Consider the following 12,285-nt stretch of genomic DNA (forward strand, 5'->3'; position numbering starts at 1 on the left):
ATTAAGTGTTTTATTGTATTCGTAAAATAAACGCTTAATTTTCAGCATTTGAATAACAAGATACGACTATGCGAGAACATTTTATAGAAGGAAATGAACTTTTTTTCGACCGCGAAAAGCTGTCAGATGAATGGCTTCTAAAGCTCTATAAAGGAATGTTAGAGCCCCGTCTCATAGAGGAAAAGATGCTGATTTTATTACGTCAGGGGAAAATTTCAAAATGGTTTAGCGGGATAGGTCAGGAGGCGATTTCCATAGGGGTGACGTCTGCATTGCATGAAGACGAATATATTTTACCCATGCACCGCAATCTAGGTGTATTTACGGCCAGGAATATTCCCCTTCATCGCATGTTTTCCCAGTGGCAGGGAACTACGGGCGGATTTACAAAGGGTCGTGACCGTAGTTTTCATTTTGGAACCCAGCGCTACAAAATCATTGGTATGATCTCGCATTTAGGTCCGCAGTTAGGCGTTGCCTGTGGGATTGCACTTGGTCATAAGTTGCGTAAAGAACAAAAAATAACCGCGGTTTTTACAGGTGAGGGCGGTACCAGTGAGGGGGATTTTCATGAGGCGCTCAATGTTGCTTCGGTGTGGGATCTGCCGGTTTTGTTTTGTATAGAAAATAATGGTTATGGGCTATCAACACCTACCAGGGAGCAGTACCGTTGTGAACATTTGATTGACCGTGCGGTAGGTTATGGTATGGAAGGCCACCAGATAAATGGCAATAACATCACTGAGGTTTTTAATCGCATTTCAGAAATCGCCCAGGGCATGCGCGAACATCCCAGACCTGTCCTGATTGAATTTGAAACTTTTAGGATGCGTGGCCACGAGGAAGCAAGTGGAGTGAAATATGTTCCTTTAGATTTGCTGCAACATTGGGAAAAAAGAGATCCTTTAATCAATTACAGAGCGTTTTTGATGAATAAAAATCTCCTCAATTTGGACAAAAATGACCTTTTAGAGCAGGAAATCAGGAAAAATATTGACCAAAATCTAGAAATAGCTTTTGCTGAGAATGCACCCAGTGTTTCTACAGATAACGAACTTCAGGACGTTTATGCACCTTTTAAATTTAAACTGGAAAGTCCGGGGAATAATTCCCGGGAAATTCGGTTTATTGATGCCATTGCGCAAGCCTTGAAAGAAGCAATGCACAGACATGATAATTGTGTTTTAATGGGACAGGACATTGCAGATTATGGAGGCGTTTTTAAGATCACGGAAGGTTTTGTAGACACCTTTGGCAAAGATCGCGTACGCAATACACCCATTTGTGAGTCAGCCATCATTGAAGCCGGTATGGGACTTTCTATCAATGGTTTTAAGGCAATTATTGAACTACAATTCGCCGATTTTGTATCCTCAGGATTCAATCCTATTGTAAACTACCTGGCAAAATCCCATTATCGCTGGGGGCAAGTGGCAGATGTTGTTTTGCGCATGCCGTGTGGTGCGGGAGTGGGAGCAGGGCCTTTTCATAGTCAGAGCAATGAAGCCTGGTTTACCCATACCCCAGGATTAAAAGTGGTATATCCCGCCTTTCCTGCGGATGCAAAAGGACTTTTGATTAGCGCCATTGAGGATCCCAATCCCGTACTTTTCTTTGAACATAAAGCTTTGTACCGCACGGTTCGCCAAGCGGTGCCGACAGGATATTATAACCTGCCCTTTGGTAAAGCAGCCTTGTTAAATGCGGGTACCCAGATTAGTATCATAACCTTTGGTGCACCTGTTCACTGGGCTCTTGAACTTATTGCAGACATGCTCGAAATCTCTATAGCGCTTATTGACTTACGTACGCTTGTACCCTTAGATTGGGATGCCATAAATGATACAGTTGTTCAAACCGGTAAAGTACTATTGCTTACCGAAGATAACCTAACCGGTAGTTTTATAACCAGTCTTGCGGCACGTATAGGCGATGAATGTTTTGAATATTTGGATGCCCCGGTGAAATGCCTGGCAAGTCTCGACACACCCATTCCTTTTGCGAAGGATCTAGAAAACAATTACCTCGCAAAAGACAGGTTGAAAAATGCCGTTAAAGAGCTTGTGGATTATTAATAAGGATTGACAAACCTTAAAATGGAATAGGATTCTGATAACTAATGGCTTTTGATTTTTGAGAAGTAAAATCTAATTGAGATAAAAAACAGGTGAAAAGCAATAAATTCGGTTGAAAAATACCAAAAAACCAATTTAAGTACTATTTTCGCTTAACTTATTTTAACAATTTAAAGTTAAACACTATTAACAAATTTAACTGATTTCCATCCTCATAATATTTTAGCAGCACTAATCAAAACTTGAAATTATGCTTCGTTGGACAATTATTTTTATCGTTATAGCGATAATCGCAGCCATTTTTGGATTTGGTGGAATAGCCTCCGGTGCTGAGGATATTGCCAAAATTCTCTTTTTTATCTTTATCGTACTTTTTCTAATTAGTCTACTTTCGAGACTTTTCAGAAAATAACAGACCAATTTATTCACCTCAATTCAATTGTATTTTATGAAAAAAATAATCTTTTTAATGTTGGCCTCCTTTCTGGTTCTTTCCTGTGGCACCAGCAAAGTAGTCAAAGAATCCAGAAAAACGCTCAAGGGAAATTGGACGTTGGATAATATTAATTATGGTGATGCCAATGGCGTTTATGAAGTCGAGCTTTTTGATGATGCTTCGTCTGAATGTTTTGTGGGCAGTACCTGGAGATTTATTCCAAACAATAATTTTGGTAACTATGAGATAAATGGCGCAAACTGTTCATCTGGCAAAAGATATTTCGTGTGGACAATCCCAGATGTCAAGAATGCATCAAGCTATGATATACTTTTAAAACCCACCGACGAGAAAATGAATTCTACCAGAAATAATAAGGGCTATAGGTTATCCCTGGATTATCTTTCTGATGATTCTTTGCGCTTTACGCAAACATTGCAGGTAGATGGTAAACCTTTTACGATCTATATGAACTTCACTAAAATTTCAGATTAATAACTTTATATTTTTATATTATGAAAAGAATATTCAAAACAATAGTACCTTTTATGCTTGCGCTGGCTTTAATGACAGGCTGTGAAGCAGTAAAGAATGCCAATAATCAGCAAAAAGGGACCGTAATAGGGTCTGCCGGTGGAGCAATACTTGGTGCCGTAATAGGTAACAATGTAGGCGGCGGAGGCAACAGTGAACTTGGCGCGGTCATAGGTGGTGTTGTAGGTGGTGCGGCCGGTAACATTATTGGTAATAAAATGGACAAGCAGGCACAACGGATTGAAGAAGAAATACCGGGTGCTGAGGTAGAGCGTATTGATGATGGTATAGTCGTTAATTTTGATGAAAAAAGTGGCGTTTATTTTGCCACTAACAAATACACTATCAATAATGCTTCGGAAGAGACTTTGAATGGATTGTCCAAGGTTATGAAAGAATATCCCCAGACAAACATACTTGTTGTGGGTCATACGGATAACACCGGTGATGCCAATTACAATATGACACTTTCTAAGAACAGGGCAGAGGCTGTGACGAATTATCTGGAGCAGCAGGGACTCTCTGCGGGACGGTTTACAACCCAATGGTACGGTGAAGAGCAACCTAAATATGACAATAGTACAGCAGACGGCCGTTCAAAAAATCGTAGGGTAACCTTGGCTATTGTGCCTAATCAAGAAATGAAGGAGGAAGCTAAACAACAAGCTGGTGAAGGTCAATAAGATCTTATAAATACAATTAGAAAAAAAGGCTGACATATTCATGTCAGCCTTTTTTTATGCACTAGTTTCCCAAAGAGAAAATTCTATAAATATTTGAGCACTTTTCCGGGATTTCCAACAATCACAGCCTTTTCTGGAACGTCACGTATAACTACTGCGCCAACTCCTATAATAGAATTTGCGCCAATACTTTCCACACCTGTCATTACAGATGCAGCCATACCAAAATAGGCCCTCAAACCTATGGCAATAGAAGCACCAATATTACATCCTTGAGAAAAAAAGCAACCTTCTGCGATAACAACGTGATGGGCAATGTTCACGCCCATACTTATCATAGTATAATCTCCTATGCTGGTAAAAGGCATTACATTAGTTGATGGTAAAATATAGACAGACTTCCCTATGAAAACGTTATCGTGTAAATAAACGCTATCGTGTATAAAAGAAGGGAGGTCATACCCCAATTCTTCATAATACCTTAATAATTCTACCCTACGTTCATTATTACCCAAAGGTATAAAAATGGCGGTGCCTTTCTGATGCTCCATATATTCGGGTAAAGACTCCACAGAACCTATCACGGGATAGTTGTTTATTTTTTTATTGAGAAGATCAGGATTACTGTCAAAAAAGCCCTGAACGTCATAAATTTCACTAAGGTAGTTGACATATACTTGACCATATGTACCCGCTCCTACAATGACACATTTCTTCATTATAATTTTTAGTTTTCTAAATGCTGAATTGCGACCCGAAGATGCTCAATCCAAAATTTGTTTTTAAAAGTCTTGTTAGTTGGTTAAGAAATTATAAATGTTGGTAAAATATAATTCTTAAAAATCTTTTATCATTATAAAATCCCTAAATTTAAAGATACCATTTGAAATTAATTACGTCTAATTGTTACTTTATTGACGTTATAACCGGTTTTAAGCCTTCCTGATGCGTTTTTTCATAAAGGGTTTTATCCCAGTTATCATTACCTTCCAGGAGACTGGGGCCGTCTTTTGTTATAAGTACATCCCATCCCACAGTTCTTACTTCAGGCACAACTAAAGCAGCTTGTTCAATCATAGGCATAACAAGTTCCCAATGAGGTATTTTAAAACCTATAAGTGTTTTACCGGTAACCGGATGCTGCGTTTCTGTTTTCGATTTCCTTGGATCTTTAAAAAAAACCGGTGCCAGAATATTGCCTGTTTCAGGATCTATTGCCATGGCAATGCCACCTTGATGGAAGTTATCTACAAAACTGTCGTTGCTCATACGCACTAACGGCTTAAGGATCTTGACAGGGTTCGATTTATCTACAATACTTACTATACGAAGTGTACTCAGGGCATTCGGTGAAATTTCCTGCAGTAGAGGATGTTGCTCTATAAAAGTATCTATAAGGTCATATTTTTTATTGAGTGCATAACTGTAAAAGGTATTGAGATCTTTACCACCCACTAAGAAGTCGTCCTTATTTGATCTTGTTACCTCAAATTTTTCCAATCCTGATCCTGCCTGACCGTTACTTTGTTTGGCCATCAGGGCATTTGGATTATTTTCTATCAACCAGATTTTAAAATCTTCAACGTTCTTATCATCAGTAATGAAGTAGTTGTGCTTGATAAACTTGTCAAATTTCTTATAGAATGCCTTCTTATTTCTAAAGAATGCAATGCTTTCTTTACTGTTGAGCCTACTTTGAAATTTATACATAAGCAACGTGCTCGCATGGTTGCTCCTTTCCACTTCTGGCCTGTTGTAAAATTCGAGGTAAAAGTAATCTGAAAAAGAAATATTATGTTTCCAGAAAGCCTTTAGCATATCAGTGATAACAGCTACTTTCGACTTGTTCATAACCTTGGCAACATAGCTTATAAAAGCTTGAAGCTTACCAAAATCTGTTACTTTGAATTGATAGAAAAAATAAAGAATTTTCATTTAGACGGTTTTCTTATTATAAATGCCATTCATGTTAATACTGTTGAACAGAAGTTAGGCATCTTCAAAAACTTTTTTCATAAGAGGGTTTTGAAGCAGGCCACCGTGTGCAATATCAACACCAAACCAGGAGTTATTATCATTACCCTCAATAAGGGTTGGACCATCTTCAGCTATTGCGATATCCCATCCTACGATACGCTCAGGAATAGAATCATTGACCTGATCAATTAATGTACAGGCTTGCTTAAAGTAGGGTATTTTAAATCCATCCAACATAAAATCAGTTTCAGGATGTTTTTCGAAAACCAGACCACCAAATTTCATTGCCTGATTTCCCACACCTTTTAAGCGGCCACTATCCAGATCTATATTTACATAAAACCCACCAGAACTTGAATTGTCTACCACACTGCCATTGTTGCCAAAACGCATCATTGCAGATAATATATGGTTCTTGTTCTCACTATCCCTAAAAGTGGTAAAACGTATGCTATTGATACTTTTTGAATAAATTTTATTCACTTCTGTATGTTGGCTGATCACTTCTTGAAATATCGCATTTCCGGCCATAAGCTGTAGGCCATGGGAACTGATCATTGCCTTGAGATTTTCAAGATTTAGAAGATAACAATCTTTGCCTCCCTTCTCATCCAGTGGCTTTACAAAAAGGCCTTTTGAATTTGAATTTTTCAGGTAATCTGATAAAAAAGCTTCCAATTCTATATTAGATTGAATTTCAACCTTATTTGAATTGAAGACAAAATTATTCCCGAAATTATATCCATGAAGTTTTGGAGTAGGGAGTTTATTATATTCCAAGTGATAGGCAAAAAATAGCTTATTGCGTAAAATACCGGCATAAATAGGCTTATGTAAGACTTTTGAGTTACTGATCTTATCAATTTCTTTACTGCTGAGATAATCGAGATAATTAGTAATCTCTTTACGATATAGGCGCTTGCCTATATAAACTTTGGGCAGCTCTTTTTTAACCAAAGAAAAACGCCCCATTTCATAGAGCATTTTGAAGAAGCCTTTTTTGTTTTTATCTTTTAAAAATATACTTACCCTACTCATTTTGAATATATTTCATTTAGTATTTCTCGTCCTATAGCACTGCTCTTGAAACCGTGCGGGCTTTCTCTCAAACGGGGGGAACCATTACCTTCTATTAGAACGGGACCATTTGCTGCTATGGCAACATCCCAGCCTATATAGCGATCTGGCACGAATTTCATACAATCAAAAACCAATTGTTTTGCTGCTTCAAAATGGGGGATTATAAATCCTTCAAATGGATGTTCACTGTTGGGATGCTCTAAATATATATTGGCCATATTGAGACCACTTGCCCGCTTAAATCCTTTTTCATAAAGTTGTCCGGTCTCAATATTTACAGGTACGCCTATCCCGCCAGCTGAACTATTATCAATCACACTACCATTTGCACCAAAGCGGATATAGCATGTTCTGATATGCTTTTTATTATCACGATCTATATAGGTTTCAAACCTCATTGTATTTAAACTATGCCCATAGATTTTATTGAGTTCGGCATGTTGAAGAACTGTTTCCTGATGGATGAACGAGCCATTTAACAGTATAGGTTCTATTTCCTCCAGTTTTGCCTCTAGATCGCCAAGTTTTAATAGGAAACAATCCGCACCTCCATGTGCTCCATGATCCTTAAGAAATAGACTGTCTTTTTGAGATTCCTGCATTACCTTTCTAAAAAATTGAATAAGATCAGCTGTAGTTTCCAATCGTTCGAATTTGCTTTTATGGAAAAATAGTTTTTCAACATTATAGCTGGGCATTTCGGGTATGGATAGACCACATTTCTCAAAATACAAGGCAGAGGCCAGTTTGTTTTTTAAAAGTGTGGTATACTCAAGTCTGTGCAGTTTTGGTGAAGAGTTTATGGCAATGATCTCATCAAGCGTAAGAAAGTCTTTATAGTTGCCCGAAGATTCCAGGTACATGAATGTTTTTACGTAATACGTAGGTATTCTTTTATTTTGAATACTCAAGGTGATTACCTCTTTGATAATTTTGCTCCAACTTTTTTTTGGATTATTATCTTCTCGAATTTGATTGAACCTTGCCAGAAAGAACTTCATGGGGCGTGTATAAATTTGTTATCAGAATAGAATAAGGTTTCAGCTTAATCAATATTCTTGAAATACATGATTTTGTCTCTATGAATACCAGTTTTATAAGCTTCATCTAATATTTCTGAATAGAGCGGATGCTTTTTGTAGCCACCATATGCGATATCAGCCACCATAATGTGGGGCGCGGCATTACCTTCAACGATTATAGGCCCGTCTGATGAGATTGCAATATCCCAACCTATATAGCGTTCTGGGACAAATTCCATAGCTTTTAAAACAAGATCACAAGCTTCCTTGTATAAGGGTATTTCTGCATTTTCCAGCTCAAACTGGGTGCTGGGATGATGCGTAAAAGTTTTTGCACCACTATTGGCCGCAAGTTTTTGATATCCCTTGCCTTGAAGTCTTCCTGTTTCCTGATTAATGGAAACAAAAAATCCGCCGGCTCCAGCATTATCTACCACATTGTCACCTACTCCAAAACGGATATAACTGGAAACTATATGTGACTTTTTTTCTTTGTCAATATAGGTTTCAAACCGTATCGTGTTGAGGCAACTGGAGTTGATTGCGTTGAGACTATCATGCTGCTTTATCGTTTCCTGATAAATGAATGACCTTTTTAAGAGTCTAGGACCAATTTTCTCAAGCTGATCCCGAAGACCTTCTTTTTTGATTAGATAACATCCCGCTCCACCACTTTCTGCAAACTCTTTTACAAAAAGACTCTCATGGTTTTCATCTTCAAAAACGCCTGACAAAAGGGAATAAAGATCATCTAGAGTATGAATTTCGATTGTTTTTTCCTTTGTAAAGAAAACCTGTTCTACGTTGTAAAGTGGCATTTTTGGAATAGGAAGTCCACATTCTTCAAAATAAAGAGCACTTGATAATTTATTTTTTAAAAGCGTATGATAGCCTATAGAATGTAGATTTTTTGAGAAACGTACCTGTACTTCCTCTTCAAGTGTCAAATAATTAGCATAATCACCAGAGTCTGATCGGTACAAGAATTTGGAGGCGTAATGAAAAGGGAATTTTTTTTCTGAAAGAATACTTTTAGTTAATTCCCGACTAATTTTTAAGGCACTTTTCTTCTTGCTATCATCTTTTATGATCATACGCAACCTACCGGTGTAATTGTTTAAACTCATTGTAGAAGTTTTGGGTTTTATTTCTGGCTGTGAATGTCATTCATGATTCTCCGCATTACAGGATTTTTCAAAAGTCCACCGTAGGCAATATCAGCAGTTTGCATACCGGGATTTTCATTGCCTTCTATAAGTAGCGGACCAGTGGGTGTAATGGCAATATCCCAACCTGTAAACCCATCCGGGATATAGCTTAATGCATCAAAAACCATTGCACAAGCTTCCTGAAAATAAGGAATTTTAAAATCTTTGAAGATAAAGTTGGTATCGGGATGTTGAAAGTATAAATTTCCCCCGGCTTTCATAGACTGGTGTGCATCCTCTTTAAGCATTCCTTTCTCCATGTCAACTGCTACATACATACCACCGCCACTGGCATTGTCTACAATATTTCCACCTCTACCAAAACGCATAAATGCTGAGATTATATGAGATTTACCTTCTTGGTCTATATGTGAAATGAAACGTATCGTATTTATGCTATGTGGATAAATTTCACTTATTGCAGGATGCTGTTTTGCGATTTCCTGATGTACAAAGCTACGAAGATAAAAATTTTGGTTCCTGATGGATTCCTCGAGGTTTTGTAGTGTTAATAAATAACAACCTTTTCCCCCATGGGCAGCAATTTCTTTTATAAAAACACCTTTTTCGCCTGTTTTTTCCAGGACATTTCTATAGAATTCTATTACCTTTTCATCATTATCTAAATGACGAATCTGATTGTTAAATACAAAAGATCTGTTTAAATTATAACTGATTAATCTGGGGACAGTAAGCGCGTTGTTCTCACAGTAAAGAGCAAAACTTAATTTGTTTTTTAGTAAAGATGAAGTTTCAAAATTGTGTAAAAATTTTGCGCTTTTTAACAGATAGAATTCTTTTATGCTAAGATAATCTTTGTAGTTTTTTCTATCAGCTCTATATAAATATTTCCCGCCGTAATAGAAGGCAAGTTCCTTTTTTGCCAGACTAAGCACTAAAACCTCTTTTGCTATTTTAAAGAGGCTTTTTTTCTTGCTTTTATCCTTCAGTATTAGTTTTACCTGGTTGAAATTAAGTGTCATGCGTAATAATGTCAGAATTGTAATTTTTTGGGTCAGCAAATCTACTTTAGCGTGTTTTTATAAAGACAACATTGAAAGGAATATGCTCAACTTAAATATTATAGTAGCAGTTGAATACTATCGTTTGCGTGAATGTAAACATCTATAAAATAAAAGATTAAATTGTAGGTAGTAGTATATTATAGTTGTTAAGCATATTTATCCCGATTATCAGCCTCATAGTTTACAAATGAGTCTTTTTTTTAAGAATTCTTCGCTGTTCCCATAAATTCTTCCATAGTTACTTCTTCCGAAGCGGAGATACCTTCTGATTTAAATACTTTAATAACTGTTTTGAATAATATCTGTAAATCTAGCATAAAGCCTATATTATTCACGTACCAGACATCGTATTTAAATTTTTCCTCCCAGGAGATGGTATTCCTCCCATTGATCTGTGCCCAACCCGTAATACCTGGACGCACATCGTGCCTATGTTGTTGTTGTTCATTGTAACGCGTTAAATAGGCGACACGTAAAGGTCGTGGTCCCACGATACTCATCTGCCCTTTTATAACATTGAGTAGCTGGGGGATCTCATCAAGCGAGGATTTGCGTACAAAAGCACCAAGTTTTGTAATACGCAAATGGTCAGGAAGTAAGTTACCATTGGCATCCTTTTTATCGTTCATTGATTTGAACTTGATAATATTAAATACCTTACCGTTCAATCCCGGTCTAGGTTGATAGAAGAAAGGTTTCCCTTCATTACTTCTATAAAGAAGTACACATACAACAAGGAAAATAGGGGATAAGAGAATAAAGGCAATGCTTGCGCACAATATATCTAAAGCCGGCTTTATTAATTTTACGTACATAAGGATTTATATATAGAATTGAAAGAAAGATTACGTTAGATTACGCATCCTCTTTTTCCAGATTTTTGTATTCCTGTAAAATCGCTTCCCAAACCTTTTTTTGGTCAAAAAGCCTTACAATACGTTCTCTGGCAACGTTTTTCATTTGTGTGGTTATCTCAGGGTTCTCTATCATTTTTTCAATAGCAGCTTCAATGGCAGAAGCATCTTTAACAGGAATGATCGTACCATTGATACCTTCTTCAATAATCTCATTGCAGCCGTTGATATCACTTACTATGCTAGCTAGGCTCATCGCACCGGCCTGCAGCACAACATTGGGAAAACCTTCGCGGTAACTAGGGAAAACCAGCACATCGCTCACTGCAAAAAAGGGTCTCACATCATCCTGCCAACCTAAAGAAATAATAGCTTTGTTAGTGGCTATTTCTTCTTCGGCTTCTGGACTGATGGGGTCAAGGTCCTTTTCATAGGGCCCTACCATGAGCAATTTAAGGTGATCATACTTTTTGCTCAATTTATGAAAAGCTTCCATAAGTTCATTGATCCCTTTGTCACGCACAATCCTACCCACAAAAACCAAAATGAGATCGTTTGGTTTAATGCCCAATTTATTTTTTAATTGCTCCTTTTCTTCCGTCGTACTTACATCTGGGCTGAAAATGCTGGTGTTTATACCATTTGAACTTCCATTCGCCAGTACCTTAAGTTTTTCAGGTTTAGTGAATTTGTGTTCCAATATTATGTCTTCAAGGCCTTTTGAGTTGGGGTACACTTTTGTGGCACAGGCATAGGTAAGGCGTTCCACTTGATTTAGGATAGTGCGTTTAGTACCTGTCGCTTCAACAAGTGGTAATCCTGCAACCGTATGTAACCTGTGCTTTACGCCAGCCATTTTTGCTGCCATCATACCCACAATACCCGCTTTTGGGGTATGGGTATGTACAATAAATGGTTTTTCACGTTTTAATACTTTGTATAACTTGAAAAGGGAGGAGAGGTCCTGGACAGGTGTTATTACGCGGGTCATTTCCAGATCAATGGTGTCTATCCCTTCATTATCGCGTACTTTTTGCATATTTTCCTTAGCCCCGGCAATACCAATAACGTGATAGAACTGATTCATAAATCGCAATTGTCCCTTTAACAAGATCCATAGGGATCCTGAAACGGTAGTAATTCTAATCAATTTCTTTTTCATGGGCCTTAACTGATTTGGATTTGCAAATATGCAAGAATTAATTAAAACTGTCTAATAGCTTATTGGCTTTCACTTTTATTTTTAAAAAACATTGAAACATTTGATTATCAAAATATTGTCTGCTTTGTATAATATGATAATACTGGTTCAGTGTAATAAACTTTTTGAATTCCCTTATCGCATTTAAAAAAAATGCAAAATAGGTTGGTTGAAACTGTAGCTTCAAATA

The 12,285-nt window shown here is 37.3% G+C and carries 12 protein-coding genes; 4 read left to right on the forward strand and 8 right to left on the reverse strand.

Annotated elements, in window-relative coordinates; genetic code table 11:
• Positions 1-68 precede the first annotated feature (68 nt).
• From P162_RS15610 to P162_RS15625, 4 genes are all read left to right on the forward strand, one after another.
• A complete protein-coding gene (locus tag P162_RS15610; protein ID WP_031428688.1) occupies positions 69-2,075 on the forward strand; it encodes a thiamine pyrophosphate-dependent enzyme in 2,007 nt (668 codons plus the stop codon).
• A 250-nt stretch (positions 2,076-2,325) separates the two neighbouring features.
• Positions 2,326-2,487: a DUF1328 family protein gene (locus P162_RS15615; protein WP_031428689.1), complete on the forward strand. Its 162-nt coding sequence runs from the start codon at positions 2,326-2,328 to the stop codon at positions 2,485-2,487.
• 36 nt (positions 2,488-2,523) lie between these two features.
• Positions 2,524-3,006, forward strand: a complete 483-nt coding sequence (locus P162_RS15620; protein WP_031428690.1) for a lipocalin family protein — start codon at positions 2,524-2,526, stop codon at positions 3,004-3,006.
• Positions 3,007-3,026: 20 nt separating this feature from the next.
• Positions 3,027-3,728 (forward strand): OmpA family protein, encoded by a 702-nt coding sequence (locus tag P162_RS15625; protein WP_031428692.1) that lies wholly within the window; start codon positions 3,027-3,029, stop codon positions 3,726-3,728.
• Between the two features lie 83 nt (positions 3,729-3,811).
• Here P162_RS15625 and P162_RS15630 read toward each other — a convergent pair whose 3' ends face one another.
• The 8 genes from P162_RS15630 to P162_RS15665 all read right to left on the reverse strand — a co-directional run bounded on the left by P162_RS15630 (position 3,812) and on the right by P162_RS15665 (position 12,056).
• On the reverse strand, positions 3,812-4,447 hold the full coding sequence (locus tag P162_RS15630) for an acetyltransferase (protein ID WP_031428695.1): 636 nt from the start codon (positions 4,445-4,447) through the stop codon (positions 3,812-3,814).
• A gap of 187 nt (positions 4,448-4,634) precedes the next feature.
• The gene (locus P162_RS15635) at positions 4,635-5,663 is read right to left on the reverse strand and encodes a sugar-transfer associated ATP-grasp domain-containing protein (protein WP_031428696.1); all 1,029 of its coding nucleotides are present in this window, start codon (positions 5,661-5,663) and stop codon (positions 4,635-4,637) included.
• A 54-nt stretch (positions 5,664-5,717) separates the two neighbouring features.
• Complete coding sequence (locus P162_RS15640) at positions 5,718-6,743, reverse strand: sugar-transfer associated ATP-grasp domain-containing protein (protein ID WP_031428698.1); 1,026 nt, start codon at positions 6,741-6,743, stop codon at positions 5,718-5,720.
• Positions 6,740-7,786, reverse strand: coding sequence for a sugar-transfer associated ATP-grasp domain-containing protein (locus P162_RS15645; RefSeq protein ID WP_051907963.1), 1,047 nt, complete (start codon positions 7,784-7,786; stop codon positions 6,740-6,742). Before P162_RS15645 ends, P162_RS15640 begins: the two co-directional genes overlap by 4 nt.
• A 44-nt stretch (positions 7,787-7,830) precedes the next feature.
• Positions 7,831-8,934 carry a sugar-transfer associated ATP-grasp domain-containing protein gene (locus P162_RS15650; RefSeq protein ID WP_051907965.1) on the reverse strand — a complete coding sequence of 368 codons (1,104 nt, stop codon included), beginning with the start codon at positions 8,932-8,934 and terminating at the stop codon, positions 7,831-7,833.
• 17 nt (positions 8,935-8,951) lie between these two features.
• Positions 8,952-9,998: a sugar-transfer associated ATP-grasp domain-containing protein gene (locus P162_RS15655; RefSeq protein WP_035917134.1), complete on the reverse strand. Its 1,047-nt coding sequence runs from the start codon at positions 9,996-9,998 to the stop codon at positions 8,952-8,954.
• Between the two features lie 242 nt (positions 9,999-10,240).
• On the reverse strand, positions 10,241-10,855 hold the full coding sequence (locus P162_RS15660) for a sugar transferase (RefSeq protein WP_031428706.1): 615 nt from the start codon (positions 10,853-10,855) through the stop codon (positions 10,241-10,243).
• A gap of 40 nt (positions 10,856-10,895) precedes the next feature.
• Complete coding sequence (locus tag P162_RS15665) at positions 10,896-12,056, reverse strand: glycosyltransferase family 4 protein (protein WP_031428708.1); 1,161 nt, start codon at positions 12,054-12,056, stop codon at positions 10,896-10,898.
• Positions 12,057-12,285 lie beyond the last annotated feature (229 nt).

This window comes from Flavimarina sp. Hel_I_48 (genome assembly GCF_000733945.1).
Taxonomy (GTDB): Bacteria; Bacteroidota; Bacteroidia; order Flavobacteriales; family Flavobacteriaceae; genus Leeuwenhoekiella.

Excerpts from the sequence above, each read along its gene's own strand:
- P162_RS15650 (WP_051907965.1), bottom strand. The coding sequence starts at position 8,934 with ATGAGTTTAAACAATTACACCGGTAGGTTGCGTATGATCATAAAAGAT.
- P162_RS15655 (WP_035917134.1), bottom strand. The coding sequence starts at position 9,998 with ATGACACTTAATTTCAACCAGGTAAAACTAATACTGAAGGATAAAAGC.
- P162_RS15620 (WP_031428690.1), top strand. The coding sequence starts at position 2,524 with ATGAAAAAAATAATCTTTTTAATGTTGGCCTCCTTTCTGGTTCTTTCC.
- P162_RS15665 (WP_031428708.1), bottom strand. The coding sequence starts at position 12,056 with ATGAAAAAGAAATTGATTAGAATTACTACCGTTTCAGGATCCCTATGG.
- P162_RS15625 (WP_031428692.1), top strand. The coding sequence starts at position 3,027 with ATGAAAAGAATATTCAAAACAATAGTACCTTTTATGCTTGCGCTGGCT.
- P162_RS15660 (WP_031428706.1), bottom strand. The coding sequence starts at position 10,855 with ATGTACGTAAAATTAATAAAGCCGGCTTTAGATATATTGTGCGCAAGC.
- P162_RS15635 (WP_031428696.1), bottom strand. The coding sequence starts at position 5,663 with ATGAAAATTCTTTATTTTTTCTATCAATTCAAAGTAACAGATTTTGGT.
- P162_RS15610 (WP_031428688.1), top strand. The coding sequence starts at position 69 with ATGCGAGAACATTTTATAGAAGGAAATGAACTTTTTTTCGACCGCGAA.
- P162_RS15615 (WP_031428689.1), top strand. The coding sequence starts at position 2,326 with ATGCTTCGTTGGACAATTATTTTTATCGTTATAGCGATAATCGCAGCC.
- P162_RS15640 (WP_031428698.1), bottom strand. The coding sequence starts at position 6,743 with ATGAGTAGGGTAAGTATATTTTTAAAAGATAAAAACAAAAAAGGCTTC.
- P162_RS15630 (WP_031428695.1), bottom strand. The coding sequence starts at position 4,447 with ATGAAGAAATGTGTCATTGTAGGAGCGGGTACATATGGTCAAGTATAT.
- P162_RS15645 (WP_051907963.1), bottom strand. The coding sequence starts at position 7,786 with ATGAAGTTCTTTCTGGCAAGGTTCAATCAAATTCGAGAAGATAATAAT.